This is a genomic window from Sphingomonas sp. ID1715 (assembly GCF_013044515.1).
Lineage (GTDB): Bacteria > Pseudomonadota > Alphaproteobacteria > Sphingomonadales > Sphingomonadaceae > Sphingomonas_B.
Genome location: NZ_JABEPR010000002.1, coordinates 691,664 through 707,409, shown reverse-complemented (window position 1 = coordinate 707,409; position 15,746 = coordinate 691,664). Strand labels below are relative to the sequence as shown.

Here is a 15,746-nt window from a genome sequence, read left to right as displayed (position 1 = left end):
GGTCTTTCTCGTGCTTCAGGTCAGGCGATCAGGTCGCCGTCGGGGTGGGTCGAGACGTCCTGCTCCGACTGGGCGGAGCGGGGACGCAGCGGCGTCTGGGATTGCTGTTCCGGCGCCTGGCGCCGGTCGTGCGGCTGGCCGCCGCCGATATCGGTCTGGGCGAAGCGGAGGCCCCGTGCCTCGGCGAGCTCCTGCAGCCGGGGCGCGGCGTCCGCGAACAGCTGCCGCACCTGCGCATTGTCGCTCGACACCGTCACGTGCATCCGCTCGTCGCGCTGCACGATCTTCACGTCGACCGCGCCGAGCGCATCCGGGAGGAGCCGGATCTGGGCCTCGCGCCGGCCATCCGCCTGGGCGATGTCGCTAATCCGATCGATCATCGCCTGCATCCATTCGCTGCGGCCAAAGTCGACCGGGGCGGCGTGATGCTGCTGCGTCGCAGCTGGCGCCTGCACCGGAGCGGCAGTTTGCGCCGGTGCGGCAGTTGGCGTGATCGGGAGTGTGGGCTCGACCGGAGCGACGATCGGCGCCGCTGCCTCTTCGGCCTTGGGCTGGATCAGCTGGGCGACCTGTCGGGCGAGTTCGGGGGGCAGAGCGGTGTCGGGGCGCGGCGGAGCCGGACGTATGGGCGTAGTTTCTGCCAACCGAGGAGCGATCGTGGCCAGCGGGTCAGGCGTGACCTGTCGGGGTTGCTCGGCAGCGATCGCTTCGGTCGACGGCTCGACAGTCGGCGCTGGCGCGGGAGGCCGATGCCATTCCGGTTTCGCCTGCACAGGGTTCGGAGCAGCTCCGACAATGACCGGAGCGGCTTCTGAGGCCACGGCCTCGGCGGCCTCTTGCCTTGGCAGCGGGCTCAAGTTCGCCGATGCGGACGGCACGACGATGACCGGCGGCAAATGCGCAGGCGGAGTTATGGCGACGAGGGGGGCGGCGATTGCCGGCTCGTCCTTGGTCTCTTCGGGGCGATCCGGCTGCATCACCGGCAGCTCGCAATCCGGCAGCGCTGCACGCGGTGCTTGGGTGCGGGGTAGGGCGCGGGTGAGCGCGATGATCGAGCTGGTGTGCAGCACCCAGGGGCGAGAGCCCGGAACCGTCGCCTGCACTTCGTCAGCCTCGGCGTCGGTCGGCACGGGCGGTAACGAAGCCGGCACATCCTTGACGCGGGACTGGAACTTGCCCGGCGCCATTTCCGGTGCCCAGCCGCACCCGACCATCACGTCCGCAACGTCGGTCGGCGGCAACGGCTCGGGCGGACCGGCAAGTTCCGGCCGCACGGGCGGCAAGTCGGTGCCGGTCGGCGGGGCGGGAGGCGCATCCAGCAGCAGTGGCGCGCCGGCGATCTCGCCAATGACCGCCGCGAAGTCGCTCGGCTCCGCGCCCGGTGCGACCGGCGCGGGAGCGATAGCGAGGAGCGCGACCGGGAGCCCGGGCGTCGCAGCGGCGGTGGCGAGTTCGTTCGGCATCAGCCGCTTTTCAGCAAGGACCGTGCCAGTGCGCGTGCGGATTGGGGTGCGTCTTCCAGCGCCTTGCGGGCGGCGGCGGCCTGCGCGTCGAGCTGGCGCTCGATCAGTTTCTCGACCGCGCCATGATCGCGCTTGGCCGCGTTGGCAGCGTCGGTCGCCCGGTCGAGCTGCTGGTGGGCGACGGCCGCGCGGCGCTGCGCCTCGACCTGGCTGCGCGCCAGCCGGTCGCGATAATGGGCGGCGGCGAACAGGCTGAGGCCCTGATCACCGCCGGTACGCGGTGCGACATCCTGGCGCAGCGCCTCGATGCGCGCGGCGAGCGCCGTCGCGCTCGATGCCCGCTCGGCAGCCGCCGCCTGTTCGGCACGGGCAAGGTCGAGCTGGAGCGAACGGACGCGCAGCATCCGGCCGAGCTTCTTCGCGTCGCGACGGGCGGCCATCAGCTATCGCCGAAGATGCCGACCAGCTCGGTCACGGCCTCGTCGATGCCGACGGCGCTGTCCGCATCCTGGCGGATATAGTCGAGAATGGCCGGGTGGTAGGCGAGCGCCTGGTCGATCTGCGGATCGGCGCCGCCACGATAGGCCCCCATCAGGATCAGGTCCCGATTTTCCTCATAAGTGGCGAGGTGCCGGCGGAGGATACGCGCGGCGGCGACATGCTCGGGCGCGGCGATGTCGGTCATCACGCGGCTGACCGACGGGCCGAGATCGATCGCCGGATAGACGGCGCGTTCCGCCAGGCTGCGCGACAGGACGATATGGCCGTCGAGGATCGAGCGGGCGGAGTCGACAACCGGATCGGAACCGTCGTCGCCATCGGCGAGCACCGTGTAGATGGCGGTGATCGAGCCGCCGCCCTTCGCATCCTTGCCCGCGCGTTCGATCAGGTTCGGAAGCATCGCGATGGCAGAGGGCGGATAGCCCCGCGCGGAGGCGGGCTCGCCCAGCGCCAGGCCAATCTCGCGCCCGGCATGGGCGACGCGGGTCAGCGAATCCATGATGAGCAGCACGCGCTTGCCTTCGGCGCGGAAGGCTTCGGCGATCGCGGTCGCGCGCATCGCGCCGCGGATGCGGAGCACGGGCGAGTGGTTGGCGGGGACCGCGACGATCACGGCCCGCTTGCGCGCCTCGCCGGCGACTTTGGTCTCGAGGAAATCGGTGACTTCGCGACTGCGCTCGCCGATCAGGCCGACGACGACCACATCCGCCTTCACCTGCCGGACGATCATGCCGAGCAGCACGGATTTGCCGACGCCGGATCCGGCCATGATGCCGACGCGCTGGCCCTGCCCGATCGTCAGCAGCCCGTTGATCGCGCGCACGCCGACATCAAGCGGCTCGGTCACGCGAGCGCGATCGAGCGGGTTTTGCGGCCTGCCGGCCAGCGGCCAGGTCTTGGCGCCGCGAATGGGTCCCAGGCCGTCGATCGGATTGCCAGCGCCATCGACGACGCGGCCGAGCAGGGCCGAACCGACCTGCGCCTCGCCCGGCTGGCCGATCGGTCGCACCGGCGCGTCGGGCAGCAGCGGGGCCGGACCGCCCAAATTCATCATGATCGTCTTGCCGGATCTGAAGCCGATCACTTCCGCTTCTACGGCGCCCGCGCCCGCACCGATCCGGCACACCGTGCCGACCGGGAGGGAGAGGCCGACCGCCTCCATCAGCAATCCGTCGAACGACGACAGGCGCCCGATTACTTCGGCCTGGGGCGAGAAGTCGAGCTGGAGGGCGGCCAGATAGTCTTGAGCGAAGGTCTTCAGCACGCTGTCACTCACCCGGCAGCGCCGTGCGGTCCAGCGCGGCGGCGAGCTGGTTCAGCCAGGCCGTCGGTCCGTCCTCGACGGCGCTGGAGCGCGTCTCGATGCGAAAGCCGCCGCGGCCGATCGTCTCGTCGCCGACGAGAGTCACAGTCTCCGGCTGATGACCCTCGACCAGCGCGAGATCGGCCGGGTTGAGGCGCAGCTGGGCGAGTTCGGCGCTGTCGGCGATCAAGGCCGCCGCAGCCTCGATCCGCTGGTTCAGCAAGTCGGCCGTCACGCCGACTTCGCCTACGAGCCGGGTGACCAGGAACATGACGGTCTGGCGCAGGCGCGCGGCCAAGGCATCGCGCTCGAACTCGCTCATCATCTGCAGCAGGCCGGCAATCTCTGCCAGCGCCCGCGCGTCCGCCTCGCCCCGTTCGGCGGCCATGCGCTCGGCCGCGGCCATGCCTTCCGCAAAGCCTTCGGCGCGTGCGGCCGCGATCGGGTCCTGCGTCTCCGTCGCCGCAGCGGGGCTTTCGCTCAGCGGATCGAACGGATCCCACCCCTCGGTCGGGTTCATGCCCGGGTTGGCGGGACGGAAATGCTTCGGCTCGGGAGACGGGGAGAAGTGGACGGGGCCGCCTTCGGAAAAACCGCCGCGCAAGCCGGACATGGCCGCGCCGAGGGCACCGAAATCGACCGCGCGCGCGTCCGCCGCGCCGGCGAACCTAGACATAGTCGTCGTCTCCGCCGCCGAGGCGGATGGTGCCGTCCTTGGCGAGCTGGCGTGCGATGCCGAGGATCGTCTTCTGCGCCTCGAGCACTTCGGCGAGCTTGACCGGCCCGCGCGCTTCCATCTCGTCGCGAATGCCGTCGGCCGCGCGGCTCGACATGCAGCCGAGGAAACGCCCGCGGGCGGCTTCGTCCACACCCTTCAGCGCCAGCACGAGCACATCGGCTTCGACGCCGCGCAGCAAAGTGCCCATGGACTTGTCGTCGAGCGCGAGCAGATGGTCGAAGACGAACATCTCCTCCTCGATCGCCTTGGCGGTTTCCTTGCTGATCTTGGCGACTTTGGGCATCACGCGCTGCTCGGTGGCCTTGCGCGCATTGTTCATGATCGCCGCCGCTTCCTTCGCACCGCCGAGCGGCACGGACGCGGGCGCCTTGGCCGAACCCGCGGCGCGGCTGAGCACGTCACGCAGCATGTCGAGCGCGTCCGGCGAAATGGGGCCGAGCGTCGCAATCCGGTGCAGCACGTCGGGCTGCATCGCGTCGGGCAGTTGCTCGATCACCTGGGCGGCGATCGCCGGATCCAAATTGACCAGCAGCACCGCCGCGATCTGCGGATGCTCGTCCTTGATCAGCGCCGCGATCTCCGACGCTTCGAGCCAGTCGAGCAGGTCGATGGCGCATGCTTCTTCGCGCGGTGTGATGCGCGACAGCACATTCTCGGCCTTGTCGGGCCCCAGCGCCTTGGTCATCATCGTCTCGATCTGCGGACGCGGATCGAAGCCGATCGTGTTCTTGTCCTTGGCCTTGACGACGAACTCGTCGAGCACCTGCGCGACCTGCGGCTCGCCCACGTCGGCGACGGCGAACATCGCCTTGCCGAGCATGCGCACTTCTTCCGGCTCCAGGTTCTGGAGGATGGCGGCGGCTTCGTCCTCGCCGACCAGCATCATCAGCACGGCGGCCTTTTCGACCCCGGTGAACGCCCGGGCAGGCTCCTGCATCATGCGGCGGCCTTTCCGTCCGACTGGATCATGTCGCGGACGGCCAGCGCGGCGCGGGCTGGATTGTCGCGGGTAAAGTCGCGGACCAGCTTGACCCGGTCCTCATAGCCTTGCGCTCCCTCGACATGCTCGATGCTGACGGGCGGGCGGCTCACCGAAGGCTCGGAATCGGATTCCTCCCGCTTCTTCGAGAGCATCTTCAGCATCGGCTTCAGCCCGACGAAGATCACGAGCAGGGCGATGATCAGCGCGGTCAGGTTGCGCGCCAGCACCGGGAACCAACCGGCTTCATACCAGGGCGCGCCCTGTTCTTCGCTGGCACCCGCGAACTTGCGCGAGATCACGGTGACCTGATCGTTGCGCGCGGCGTCGTAGCCGACGGCGGCGCGCACCAGGTCCGAAATCTGGGCGATTTCCTGCGGACTGCGCGGCTTGGCGCCTTCGGCTTCGCGCAGCACCACAGCGACCGAGATGCGCTTGAGGCCACCGGGCACGGCGCGCGTGACCGACACTTCCTTGTCGAGTTCGAACGCACGGGAGAATTGATCGGACTGTTTCATCGAGTCCGGGATCTTCGGGCTGGCGCCGCCAGCAGGCTGCGGCGCGGCCGCGGCGCCGGTCTTGATCTCGGCGGCGGGCGGCGGCGTGTTGGACAGCGTGCCGGGAATGCCTTCGGCCGGCGCCTGGCCCTGCTGATTGCCGGTCCATTGGCCCTGTTCGGCGCGCAGAGCGCCTTCCTTGCCATAGGCTTCGCGCGTCGCCTGTGTCTCGGACAGGTCGACTTCGGCCGAGACTTCCGCACTGAAATTGCCCGCGCCGACCAGCGGCGTGAGCAGCTGCATCAGCTGTTCGCGATACTTGCCCTCGACGCGGCGCTGAAAGTCGATGCGTTCGTCGCTCGCGCCCAGCCCGGCGGCACCGCCACCCGGCTTGGTCAACAGGCTGCCCGCGCCGTCGACGATTGTCACGGCGTCGGGCTTCATGCCCGGCACGGACGAGGCAACGAGATTGATGATCGAGCGGACCTGATCTTCCGGCAGCGAGCGGCCGGCGGCCAGGCGCACGATTACGGAGGCGGACGGCGCGGCGTTGTCGCGCACGAAGACGGTGTTCTCCGGCACGGCGAGATGGACGCGCGCCTCGGTCACACCTTCGATTTCCTGGATCGAGCGGGCGAGCTCGGTCTCGCGCGCCTGGCGCAGCCGCTCGCCTTCCACCGCGCGGCTGACGCCCATCGGCAGCTGGTCGAGAATCGCATAGCCGCCGGGCGTCGCCTTGGGAAGATTCTGCGCGGCCAGCGTCATCCGCGCCTTGTAGTAATCGTCCTCGGCGACGGTCAGTGTGCCGGTCTGCTGGTCGATCTGGCTGTCGATCTTGGCCTGGCTGAGCGCCTCGACGGCCGCGGCCTTGTCCGCGTCGTTCAGGCCGGAGAAGAGCATCTTCTGCGGCGGCGTTGCGACCATCGTCCAGGCGAGCGCGGCCGAGGCCATCAGCCCCAGGACGCCGATCATAGGTGCCGACTTGCGCACGGCCGGCTGGGCCCAGATGCCGCGCAGGGTGCCCATCGGATTGCGCCCGATCTCGGTCAGCGGCGGCAGCGGCGTGCCGGCCGCGGGAGCGGGAGGCAGGACCTCCCCTTGCGTCGGGGTGAGAGCGTTGGTAGCCATTCAGGTTAAACCGGCATGCTCATAATGTCCTTATAGGCGGACAGGAGTTTGTTGCGGGCTTGCAGCGTCGCCTCGAAGGCGATCGACGCCTTCTGGCGGGCGAGCATCACTTGGGCGACATCGACCGTCTCGCCGCGTTCATAGGCTTCGCTGGCCTTGGACGCGGCGTTCTGGCTGTCGTTGACGCTCTTGAGCGCCGCTTCGAGCGTCGCGCCGAAGCTGTTGCCGGCGCCCGGCTTGGCGGTGGTCGGCGCGGCGGCATTGCCGATCTGGGCGGCGCGCTGCAGCGCCTCGTTGCGCTCGAGGATCTGGGCGCGGATCGCCATCACGCGATCGGCGCTGGAAACGGACGAGATGCTCATGCCCAGGCACTCCGGCTCGGTGCGACATTGCCGCCGGCCTCACGAATGCGGGCGAGACGATAGCGCAGCGTCCGCTCGGAGATGCCGAGGCGCTTCGCGGTCTCGGTACGGTTGCCGCCGCACGCCGCCAGCGCATCCTGGATCGCCTGCACTTCGTGGAGGCGGACGATGTTGCCGAGCGTCGGTTCGGCAGCGGCCGGCGCAAGCTGCATCGGGCGCGCCGTTGCGTCGAAGACGATGTGCCCGGCTTCGATCCGGTCACCCGGCGCGAGCAGCAGCGCGCGCTGGATGACGTTCTCGAGCTCGCGGACATTGCCCGGCCAGTCATACCCCTGCAGCGCGTCGAGCGCTTCCTGGGTCGGCCACGGGATCGTCGCGCGGCTGCCGGCATGGCGCAGGATCATCGTCGCGGCGAGCGAGGCAATGTCCTGGCGGCGCTGGCAGAGCGGCAAAGTGGTGAGCGGGAAGACGCTCAGCCGGTAATAGAGGTCGGCGCGGAACCGGCCGGCTTCCACTTCGGCGGGCAGGTCGCGGTTGGCGCAGGCGATGACGCGCACGTCGATGGCTTCGGGCGTGGTGGCCCCCAGCGGCACGACTTCGCGCTCCTGCAGCACGCGGAGCAGCTTCGCCTGCAGGCCGATCGGCATTTCGGCGATTTCGTCGAGCAGCAGCGTACCGCCGTGGGCGGCGCGGAAAAAGCCCTGGGCTGCCGCGCCGGCGCCGGTGAAGGCGCCCTTGGTGTGACCGAAGAGCAGCGCCTCCAGCATCGTCTCGGGCAGCGCCGCGCAGTTGACGGCGATGAACGGGCCATTGCGGCGCGGCGAGTGATTGTGGATATGGCGCGCGAGCACTTCCTTGCCGGTGCCGGTCGGGCCGTTCACCAATACGGTGATGTCGCTTTCGGCGACCCGCTCGGCCAGCGCGAACAGCGCCAGTGTGTTCGGATCGGCGGCGGCCGGCGCGGTCCCCCGCAACAGGGCGGCGGCAAAGGCGTGGCCGAAGACCAGGTCGTCGCGGCCATAGCCGAGGCGCGCAGGGCTGCCATCGGTTGCCCGCTCCAGGCGGCGGCTGCCGTCTTCGGCGATGACCAGGGTCGCGCGGGGTGCCGGCATCGGCTCGCCTTCGGTCACGATGTACATGTCGCCGGTGCGGACCCGTTCGCCGCGAAAGGGGCGGACATCCTGACCGAGGCCCCGCAGCCATGACAGCAGCACCGCATGCGCCTGACCCGCGGCTTCGCTGTGAATGATCGACTGCATCGGCGTCCCCCGTCTTCTCTCTTGGGCACCGATATCGGCCAACAGGGTAAAGCCGTGGTTAACGACACAGTTATCGCCGCACACGCGCGCGAGAGGCTCCGCAAAAAAGATCGGTCCGGCCCCTAAAGTCCCGCGGCGCGCTGCCGTTCAGTGCTGTGGCGGCTCTGGCTTCGATCCGGCTTTTCCGGGGGCAAGGAGCGGCAGCCGGAACTGAAACGGAGATTGTTATGACTGTTATCTCGACCAACTCCGCCGCCCTGCGTGCCCAGAACGGTTCGCGCATGGCCGAGGCGAGCCTGCAGAATGCGATGGAGCGTCTGTCGACCGGCAAGCGCATCAACAGCGCCAAGGACGACGCGGCGGGCCTCGCCATTGCGTCGACCATGACTGCGACGATCCGCGGCATGGGCCAGGCGATCCGCAATGCCAACGACGGCATTTCCTGGGCGCAGACCGCGGAAGGCGCGCTGAGCGAAGTCACCAACATGCTGCAGCGCATCCGCGAGCTGGCGGTCCAGTCCGCGTCGGGCACCTATTCGTCGACCGACCGCACGAACCTGAACACCGAAGTCACCGAGCTCAAGTCGCAGATCACCAACATCCTCGCGACCACCGAGTTCAACGGCACCCGCGTGTTCAACTCGTCGGCTTCCGGCACCACCTATAGCGCCCAGGCGGGCTCGCTGTCGGTGCAGGTCGGTTCGAACAATGGTGACTCGGTCACGCTGAGCTTCAGCTCGCTGAGCGACCTGGCTTCGGGTACCTCGGTTTCGTCCGCGACTAACGCCAACTCCGCGCTCGATAACGTCGACACCATGCTCGACAACGTCAACACCACGCGTGCATCGCTGGGTGCTGGCCAGAGCCGGCTGCAATCGGTGGTCAACAACCTGACCAACAACGTCAACAACCTGTCCGATGCGCGCAGCCGCATCGAGGACACGGACTTCTCGGCCGAGACGACCAACCTCGCCAAGGCCCAGATCCTGACCCAGGCCGCGACGGCGATGCTCGCCCAGGCGAACCAGAGCCAGCAGAACGTGCTGAGCCTGCTCCGCTAAGCGCAAAGCTTCGTACCAGTAGCGTACGCTTGAACAGAAACCCCCGGCGCCTGGCGCCGGGGGTTTTCTCTTGTGCGCAACCAGAGAGGCGGCGACACGTTGGCCCGCCATGCAGGAAAAGAAGACCGGAATCCCGACCGCCGCCAAACTCGGCCTTGTCGCGGCAGCGCTCGGCGCTGCCGCCTGGTTCAACCGCCGCCAGGCGAAGGCCGCGGAGGCGGAGCATCCGCCCGCCGGCAAGTTCGTCGAAGTGGACGGCGTCAGGCTCCATTATCTTGAACGCGGCGACGGCCCGCCGCTTATCATGTTCCACGGCATGGGCGCGCTGGTGCAGGATCTGCTCGGCAGCGGACTGATCGATCGAGCGGCCGAACGCTTTCGCGTGCTTGCCTTCGATCGGCCCGGCTATGGCTATAGCGACCGGCCGCGCAACGGTCGCTGGACGCCCGAGGCGCAGATGGAGCTCGCCCGCGCTGCGGTCGCCAAGCTCGGCATCAAGAAGCCGCTGTTGCTGGGCCATAGCTGGGGGACGTTGCCGGCGCTCGCCTGGGCGCTCGACCATCCGGACGAGGTTGCGGGGCTGGTGCTGGTCGCAGGCCCCTATTTTCCGTTCAAGAATCCGAGCCCGCTGCTGATGTCGATGCCCGCTTGGCCGGCGATCGGCGCGGTGATGGCCAACACCACCTCGCCGCTGGTGGTGCGCGCGGCAGGTCCAGGCGTGCTGAAGCAGGTTTTCGCGCCGAACCCGGTACCGGCCAATTTCCGCGACGAGTTTCCGCGCGGCCTCGCGCTCAGGCCCAAGCAGATCCGCGCGACGTCAGGCGACGCCGGCCTCGTGCAGATGGCGCAGATCAGGCTGTCGAAGCGCTATGGCGAGCTGAAGCTGCCGGTCGCGATCGTCCATGGCGATGGCGACAAGGTCGTTCCGGCCGTCCATGGCGAGCGGCTGCACGCGGCGGTGCCGCACAGCAGCTTCCATGTGGCGCACGGTGTCGGCCACATGGTGCACTGGATCGAGTTGGATACCGTGCTGGCGGCGATCGCCGCCGCTGCCGGTCAGGCGGCCTGAGCGAGCGCTCCGGCTTCGCCACGGCGAACGACCGGGCGGAAGACGATGTGCAGCAGCAGGTCGACCGGCTGGCTGAGGTTTGGCGGCGGCGCCATGGTGAGGGCGGCCGGGCCTGAGCAGCGATAGAGATCGCCGGCGACGCGCTCGAGCCCGTCATGCACCAGCTGCGCCGCAACCGAGCCTTGATCATTCGTGATGCCGAAGCTCTCGACGACATGGAAGCGCGCCGAATCAATCTGCACGCACTCGAAGGCGGTGCCCCATTGCACGGCAGCGGTGAAGCGACCGGCGCCGACCGGCACCGCCATCGCGTAGAAGCCGTCGTGGGTCGGGTGCGCGTCGGCGTCGATGACGGCCTGACCCTGGGCGTCGACGAGGATCACCGGGACCTTGATCGCGGCGCCGGCCATGTCTCCGGTCGTGATTTCAAGCGCGAAGCGGCGCCAGGCGAGCATGGACAGGTTCAATGACAGGCCGTGTTCGCGGATTTCCCCCGGGATGTAGATGCGCTCCGCGTGCATCAGATAGGGGAGGCCGCGCGACCTGAGGCCGGCCTGGGCCGCCTCAGGATCGACGAGCGGCATCAGCGCTTCGGTGCCGAGGTTCACGTCATGCTCGAAGCAGCGCAGGACCTCGATTTCTTCGGCAGTCGGCATGAAGAGCAGGCGCGCGAGCGTCTGGCCGGCCGTCCGGCGCCATGCGTCGGCATCGCCGGGCAGGCTCATGTCGGCGCAACCGCGCGCGAAGGCGATCGCGCCGGCCTGCACGCGATCACGGGTCGCGCTCTGGTTCGACTTGATGCCGGCCGCCTGGCGCACCGGTGAGCCGTCCCATTTGTAGTCGACGACCGAGCCTTGGGCGATCGTGCAGAGCTGTTCAACGACGGCGATCGGATCGCACAGCGCGTCGATGGTGCGGAAATCATAGTTGCGCGCATCGATCAGGCCCTTTTTGTCGAGGCCGGTCGGCTGTTCTTCGCGCAGCAGCAAATAGCGGCCGGCGACCTTCAGCTGCATCCGCTGTTCGAGCAGCGCATGCACCTTGTCCTGCACTGAGCCGTGATAGCCGAGATCGGCCAGGATCACGGCATCGCCCTCGTTCACGCCCGCGCGCTTGAGGTGCGCGATCAGCCGGTCGGCGAAGCGCGCGGAGCGATGGACGATGGTGCCGACCGTCTCCGGCTTGAGCACCTGCTCGACGAACTTCGGATCGTTCGCGGAAGCGTCGAGCTTGCCGAGCTTGGCCATTTCGCCCTGCTTGAAATGGAACTGGCGCGCGAGCACTTCGATCGTGTTGCGCTTGCCATCATGGAGCAGGCGGGCGCGGATCGCTGCTTCGTCGATCAGGCTGGCGCGGGACGCGGTCTGGCGGCTGATCTCCACCCGCTGGGTCGGCTCGGCATTGATCGCCTCGAACACTTCGGCCGGCAGGAAGCCGTCGCGGAGCAGAAACAGCAGGTGGGTGCGGCGGCCCGTCTCAGCCGCAATCGTCGCGCGTTCGTCGCTCAGCCAAGTGGCGAAGGCGCGCAGTAGCGGACCGAGCACGTCGTGGCCCAGCGCGAACGCCGCATCCGACTCCGCCCGCAGCGACAGCAACGGGCGGTGCGGCTGGAAGGTGGGAACGTTCACGCGCGCATCCGGATGGATCATCGCGCCGGCCGCTGCTTCGAGCCGCAACCGTGTCTTCGCCGCGTCGTCGAATTGCACCAGGTGGACGGTGTTGACCCCTAGTTCGGATGGCGCGACCTGATCGGCGACATGGTTGTCGCCGACATGGACGATCTCGGCCGGGTCGCAGCCAAGGTCGTCGAGCACATGCCGGAACAGGCCATCAGCCTTGTTCACGCCATAGGCGCTGGACGGGAAGATGCGATCGACCGCTGCGGCCGTCTCTTTCCCCGCCGCCTGGCCGATCAGCGTGCGCAGCTGGTCTTCGCTCAGATAGGTGTCGGAAACGATCATGACCTTGAGGCCGCGTGCCTTGGCGTCGCGGATCAGTGTCTTGATAGGCTCGAAGCCATAGCAGTGCCGGGCTTCGGCCTGCAGCTCGGCCGCGACCGACGCCGCGGCGTCGCCGCCGGGCCGCAGCCGCTCGTGAATCTCTTCGATCGATACCTCGAAGCAGTCGCGGAACAGCTTGGCATAGTGGCGCGCGGCGCCCTCGGCGCGACGGCGTGGCTCGACCGCGCCGCCGGTGAACTCCAGGTCGGCGAACACGTCGGCCGGCGTCGCGGTGTCGCGCCAGACCAAAGTGTCGAAACAGTCGAGCGACAGCCAGCGCGTGCCGGCCGGCGCTTCTTCGAGAATGCGGTGGAGTTCGAACGCGCGCAGCTGCAATTTCATCGAGGCATCCCTTTGCTGGATGCCTGTTTCGCCGAAGATGGTTGAGAAGCTTTTAACCATCGTTCGCGTCGTTCCTGTTCCCCGGCGAAAGGCGGGGTCAAGCAGTGGCGGTCATGGGCCCCGGCCAACGCCGGGGAACAGAGTCAGCCGTGCCAAGCGATCCTGCTGCCGTGCGGATGACCGGTCGCCAAATGCCGCTCGCGCCCGCCCGGCCATTGCTGCAGGTGAAGCTCGGCCACCCCACCTTGCCCGTTCAGCTCATAGCGCAGCCAGGCGAGCGGACGCCCCCACGTCGCGTTCGCGCGCCGCCGCGAGGGCGTTGCGGATGCGCTGCTGCTTGTCGGGAGGCAGATAGGTCCAGAAGATGGTGTGGTAGATGACGCGGCAGACGCCTTCGGCCTGAGGGTCGGGCAGCGCGGCTTCGGCGAAATCCGCGGCGTCGCCTTGTGCCAGTTGCGGCGGGAATCGGTCGGCCAGTGCGAGCGCCGCCTGCAGGCGCTCCATCCGCTCGTGCTGGTCCGCCCAGCAATAGGCGATCAGCCGCTCGCGCTCGGCAGGGTCGACGATGCGCACCGGGTTCTGGTCGACGCCGTGGCTGGCGAGCACCTGCACTGTCGCCAGGGGTGGTGGCGCGCCTTCCCACAAAGGTGCGAGTTGCACGGGCGAGTTGGGGTCTCCGGCCCCTGACCCGCCAAGGACATAGCCAAAGCGGGGGAGATTGAGGTTGAGCCCAGCGCTGGCGCCGAGTTCGATCAGTTCGAACGGTAGGCTGTATTCGGCCGCGAGCAGCATCAGCCCGGCCATGATCGGGCCGGCACGTCCGGTCTCGTTGGTCTGCGGGGGCGAGTTCAGCCAGCGGACGAGCTCCGCGTCATGGCGTCGGAGGATGTCACCGACGATCGCCTCAGCGCCGTCGAGTGCGCCAGCGTAAAGGCGATTTAGGGACGGATCGACGCCACGACGGGCAAGCGCATGGAAGCCGCCGGCAAGTCTAAGCGGAACCGAATCGCCGCTGCCGCGCGCGTCGCCGGGCCAATCGAGCGTGCGCCGGCCGGTCGCGGTCGTGCGGTCGAGCGCCGCTGCGATACCGCGCACCACGGCCGCGGTGACCGGGGTGCCGGAGCGATCGCAGAACAGCGCCTGATTGCGAAAGGCTTCCCGGACATCGGCCTCGCTCATGCTTCCTCCAGCTCAGCCTCGGCGGCCTGGCGAGCCCACATCTCGGCGTAAAGGCCGCCTTGGCGGAGCAGGCTGGTATGGGTGCCGCGTTCGGCGACCCGGCCGTCGTTCAGCACAATGATCTCGTCGGCGTCGACGATCGTGGAAAGCCGGTGCGCGATGACGATGGTGGTGCGCTGGGCCGACACGTCGCGAAGCGTCCGCTGGATTTCACTTTCCGTCCGGCTGTCGAGCGCGCTGGTCGCTTCGTCCAGGATCAGGATCGGCGGGTCCTTGAGCAACGTGCGGGCGATCGCCACGCGCTGCTTCTCGCCGCCCGAGAGCTTCAGGCCGCGTTCGCCGACTTGCGCCTGGTAGCCGTCCGGCAGCCTAGCGATGAACTCGTGGATGGCGGCGCCGCGCGCCGCCGCCTCGACCTCCTCCTGGCCGGCGCCGGCACGGCCATAGGCGATGTTGTAGCCGATCGTGTCGTTGAACAGCACCGTGTCCTGCGGCACGATGCCGATATTCTCGCGCAGCGTGCGCTGCTGGACCCGGCCGATATCCTGCCCGTCGACCGAGATGCTGCCGCCGGTCACGTCGTAGAAGCGGAAGAGCAGGCGCGCGATGGTCGACTTGCCTGCGCCCGATGGGCCCACGATCGCCAGCGTCTTGCCGCCGGGAACGAGGAAGCTGACCCCCTTCAGGATCGGTCGCTCCGGGTCATAGCCGAAGCGGACATTGTCGAACTTCACCTTGCCTTCGCTGACGATCAGCGGCTGGGCGCTTGGCAGGTCGACGACCTCGGCCTTCTGGTCGACCAGCTCGAACATCGCCGCCATGTCGATCAGGCCCTGGCGGATGGTGCGATAGACCATGCCGAGCATGTCGAGGGGGCGGAAAAGCTGGGCGAGCAGCGTGTTGACCAGCACCACGTCGCCGGGCGTGAAGCGGCCCGTGCTCCAGCCATAGACGGTATAGGCCATGGCGCCGCCCATCATCAGGTTGGTGATCAGCGACTGGCCGATGTTCAGCCATGCGAGCGAGTTCTCGGACTTAACCGCGGCATTGGCATAGGCGCGCGCGGCCTTTTCGTAACGGGCGGCCTCGCGATCCTCGGCGCTGAAATACTTGACCGTCTCATAGTTGAGCAGCGAGTCGACCGCCTTGGCGACCGCGCCGGTGTCGAGGTCGTTCATCTGCTCGCGCAGCTTGTTGCGCCAGTCGGTCACCTTGCGGGTGAAGAGGATATAGGCAGCGACCATCGTGAAGGTCGCCGCGACCATGCCGAAGCCGAATTTGACCCAGAAGATCGCCGCCACCGCCGCCAGTTCGATGATCGTCGGGGCGATGTTGAACAGCAGGAAATAGAGCATGATGTCGATGCTCTTCGTGCCGCGCTCGATCACCTTGGTGACGGCACCCGTCCGCCGTTCGAGGTGAAAGCGCAGCGACAGCTCGTGCAGGTGGCGGAAGACATGGGTGGCGAGGCGCTGGGTCGCATCCTGGCCGACGCGCTCGAACACGGTGTTCCGCACATTGTCGAAGAACACGCCGCCGAAGCGCGCGCCGGCATAGGCGATGACCAAAGCGGCCGCGAGCGACACGCCTGCCTCCAGCCCCGGCGCCATCCGGTCGATCGCCGCCTTGTAGGCGAACGGCATCAGCAGGGTCGTCGCCTTCGCGATTACGACCAGCACCATCGACCAGACGACGCGGCGACGGATCGCCGGCTGATCGGCGGGCCAGAGATAGGGAAGGAAGCGGCGGAAGACGCCCCAACTCAGGGAATCTCCTGAAGTGCCCCCGGTCACAGTTTTCGACATCTTGGTCGATGTAGGGAGGCACGGCGGCGAAACCAATGCAACCTGCATCAGGTTCATGG

The 15,746-nt window shown here is 68.2% G+C and carries 14 protein-coding genes; 2 read left to right on the top strand and 12 right to left on the bottom strand.

Annotated elements, in window-relative coordinates; translation table 11 throughout:
- Positions 1–20 precede the first annotated feature (20 nt).
- Genes HJG53_RS08430 through HJG53_RS08395 form a run of 8 tightly spaced genes read right to left on the bottom strand, consistent with a single transcriptional unit; the run spans position 21 to position 8,231 of the window.
- Entirely contained in the window at positions 21–1,463 is a 1,443-nt protein-coding gene (locus HJG53_RS08430) for a flagellar hook-length control protein FliK (RefSeq protein WP_171129431.1), read from the bottom strand.
- Complete coding sequence (locus tag HJG53_RS08425) at positions 1,463–1,903, bottom strand: hypothetical protein (RefSeq protein ID WP_171129429.1); 441 nt, start codon at positions 1,901–1,903, stop codon at positions 1,463–1,465. The genes HJG53_RS08430 and HJG53_RS08425 overlap by 1 nt, the downstream gene beginning before the upstream one ends.
- Positions 1,903–3,240: a FliI/YscN family ATPase gene (locus tag HJG53_RS08420; protein ID WP_368039538.1), complete on the bottom strand. Its 1,338-nt coding sequence runs from the start codon at positions 3,238–3,240 to the stop codon at positions 1,903–1,905. Before HJG53_RS08420 ends, HJG53_RS08425 begins: the two co-directional genes overlap by 1 nt.
- Entirely contained in the window at positions 3,233–3,943 is a 711-nt protein-coding gene (locus HJG53_RS08415; RefSeq protein ID WP_171129427.1) for a FliH/SctL family protein, read from the bottom strand. The genes HJG53_RS08420 and HJG53_RS08415 overlap by 8 nt, the downstream gene beginning before the upstream one ends.
- A complete protein-coding gene (gene fliG / locus HJG53_RS08410) occupies positions 3,936–4,946 on the bottom strand; it encodes a flagellar motor switch protein FliG (RefSeq protein ID WP_171129426.1) in 1,011 nt (336 codons plus the stop codon). Before fliG ends, HJG53_RS08415 begins: the two co-directional genes overlap by 8 nt.
- Positions 4,943–6,610, bottom strand: a complete 1,668-nt coding sequence (gene fliF / locus HJG53_RS08405; protein WP_171129424.1) for a flagellar basal-body MS-ring/collar protein FliF — start codon at positions 6,608–6,610, stop codon at positions 4,943–4,945. Before fliF ends, fliG begins: the two co-directional genes overlap by 4 nt.
- A gap of 5 nt (positions 6,611–6,615) precedes the next feature.
- The gene (gene fliE, locus HJG53_RS08400) at positions 6,616–6,972 is read right to left on the bottom strand and encodes a flagellar hook-basal body complex protein FliE (RefSeq protein WP_171129422.1); all 357 of its coding nucleotides are present in this window, start codon (positions 6,970–6,972) and stop codon (positions 6,616–6,618) included.
- Positions 6,969–8,231 (bottom strand): sigma-54-dependent Fis family transcriptional regulator, encoded by a 1,263-nt coding sequence (locus HJG53_RS08395; RefSeq protein WP_171129420.1) that lies wholly within the window; start codon positions 8,229–8,231, stop codon positions 6,969–6,971. Before HJG53_RS08395 ends, fliE begins: the two co-directional genes overlap by 4 nt.
- A 227-nt stretch (positions 8,232–8,458) precedes the next feature.
- Here HJG53_RS08395 and HJG53_RS08390 point away from each other — a divergent pair, with 227 nt between their 5' ends.
- Together HJG53_RS08390 and HJG53_RS08385 are read left to right on the top strand one after the other, a co-directional pair.
- A complete protein-coding gene (locus HJG53_RS08390) occupies positions 8,459–9,292 on the top strand; it encodes a flagellin (RefSeq protein WP_171129418.1) in 834 nt (277 codons plus the stop codon).
- Positions 9,293–9,401: 109 nt separating this feature from the next.
- On the top strand, positions 9,402–10,361 hold the full coding sequence (locus HJG53_RS08385) for an alpha/beta fold hydrolase (protein WP_171129416.1): 960 nt from the start codon (positions 9,402–9,404) through the stop codon (positions 10,359–10,361).
- On the opposite strand, the gene HJG53_RS08380 is transcribed toward HJG53_RS08385, so the two are convergent.
- The 4 genes from HJG53_RS08380 to HJG53_RS08365 all read right to left on the bottom strand — a co-directional run bounded on the left by HJG53_RS08380 (position 10,349) and on the right by HJG53_RS08365 (position 15,687).
- Positions 10,349–12,703 (bottom strand): hydrolase, encoded by a 2,355-nt coding sequence (locus HJG53_RS08380; protein ID WP_171129414.1) that lies wholly within the window; start codon positions 12,701–12,703, stop codon positions 10,349–10,351. The genes HJG53_RS08385 and HJG53_RS08380 overlap by 13 nt on opposite strands.
- A 143-nt stretch (positions 12,704–12,846) precedes the next feature.
- Positions 12,847–12,942: a hypothetical protein gene (locus HJG53_RS19115; RefSeq protein WP_368039537.1), complete on the bottom strand. Its 96-nt coding sequence runs from the start codon at positions 12,940–12,942 to the stop codon at positions 12,847–12,849.
- 19 nt (positions 12,943–12,961) lie between these two features.
- Complete coding sequence (locus tag HJG53_RS08370; protein ID WP_171129412.1) at positions 12,962–13,882, bottom strand: DUF2332 domain-containing protein; 921 nt, start codon at positions 13,880–13,882, stop codon at positions 12,962–12,964.
- A complete protein-coding gene (locus tag HJG53_RS08365) occupies positions 13,879–15,687 on the bottom strand; it encodes an ABC transporter ATP-binding protein/permease (protein WP_217352688.1) in 1,809 nt (602 codons plus the stop codon). The genes HJG53_RS08370 and HJG53_RS08365 overlap by 4 nt, the downstream gene beginning before the upstream one ends.
- Between the last annotated feature and the right edge of the window lie 59 nt (positions 15,688–15,746).

What these genes read in the sequence shown, in the direction of transcription:
- HJG53_RS08430 (WP_171129431.1), bottom strand. Translation starts at nt 1,463, where the DNA reads ATGCCGAACGAACTCGCCACCGCCGCTGCGACGCCCGGGCTCCCGGTC.
- HJG53_RS08425 (WP_171129429.1), bottom strand. Translation starts at nt 1,903, where the DNA reads ATGGCCGCCCGTCGCGACGCGAAGAAGCTCGGCCGGATGCTGCGCGTC.
- HJG53_RS08415 (WP_171129427.1), bottom strand. Translation starts at nt 3,943, where the DNA reads ATGTCTAGGTTCGCCGGCGCGGCGGACGCGCGCGCGGTCGATTTCGGT.
- fliG (WP_171129426.1), bottom strand. Translation starts at nt 4,946, where the DNA reads ATGATGCAGGAGCCTGCCCGGGCGTTCACCGGGGTCGAAAAGGCCGCC.
- fliF (WP_171129424.1), bottom strand. Translation starts at nt 6,610, where the DNA reads ATGGCTACCAACGCTCTCACCCCGACGCAAGGGGAGGTCCTGCCTCCC.
- fliE (WP_171129422.1), bottom strand. Translation starts at nt 6,972, where the DNA reads ATGAGCATCTCGTCCGTTTCCAGCGCCGATCGCGTGATGGCGATCCGC.
- HJG53_RS08395 (WP_171129420.1), bottom strand. Translation starts at nt 8,231, where the DNA reads ATGCAGTCGATCATTCACAGCGAAGCCGCGGGTCAGGCGCATGCGGTG.
- HJG53_RS08390 (WP_171129418.1), top strand. Translation starts at nt 8,459, where the DNA reads ATGACTGTTATCTCGACCAACTCCGCCGCCCTGCGTGCCCAGAACGGT.
- HJG53_RS08385 (WP_171129416.1), top strand. Translation starts at nt 9,402, where the DNA reads ATGCAGGAAAAGAAGACCGGAATCCCGACCGCCGCCAAACTCGGCCTT.
- HJG53_RS08380 (WP_171129414.1), bottom strand. Translation starts at nt 12,703, where the DNA reads ATGAAATTGCAGCTGCGCGCGTTCGAACTCCACCGCATTCTCGAAGAA.
- HJG53_RS08370 (WP_171129412.1), bottom strand. Translation starts at nt 13,882, where the DNA reads ATGAGCGAGGCCGATGTCCGGGAAGCCTTTCGCAATCAGGCGCTGTTC.
- HJG53_RS08365 (WP_217352688.1), bottom strand. Translation starts at nt 15,687, where the DNA reads ATGTCGAAAACTGTGACCGGGGGCACTTCAGGAGATTCCCTGAGTTGG.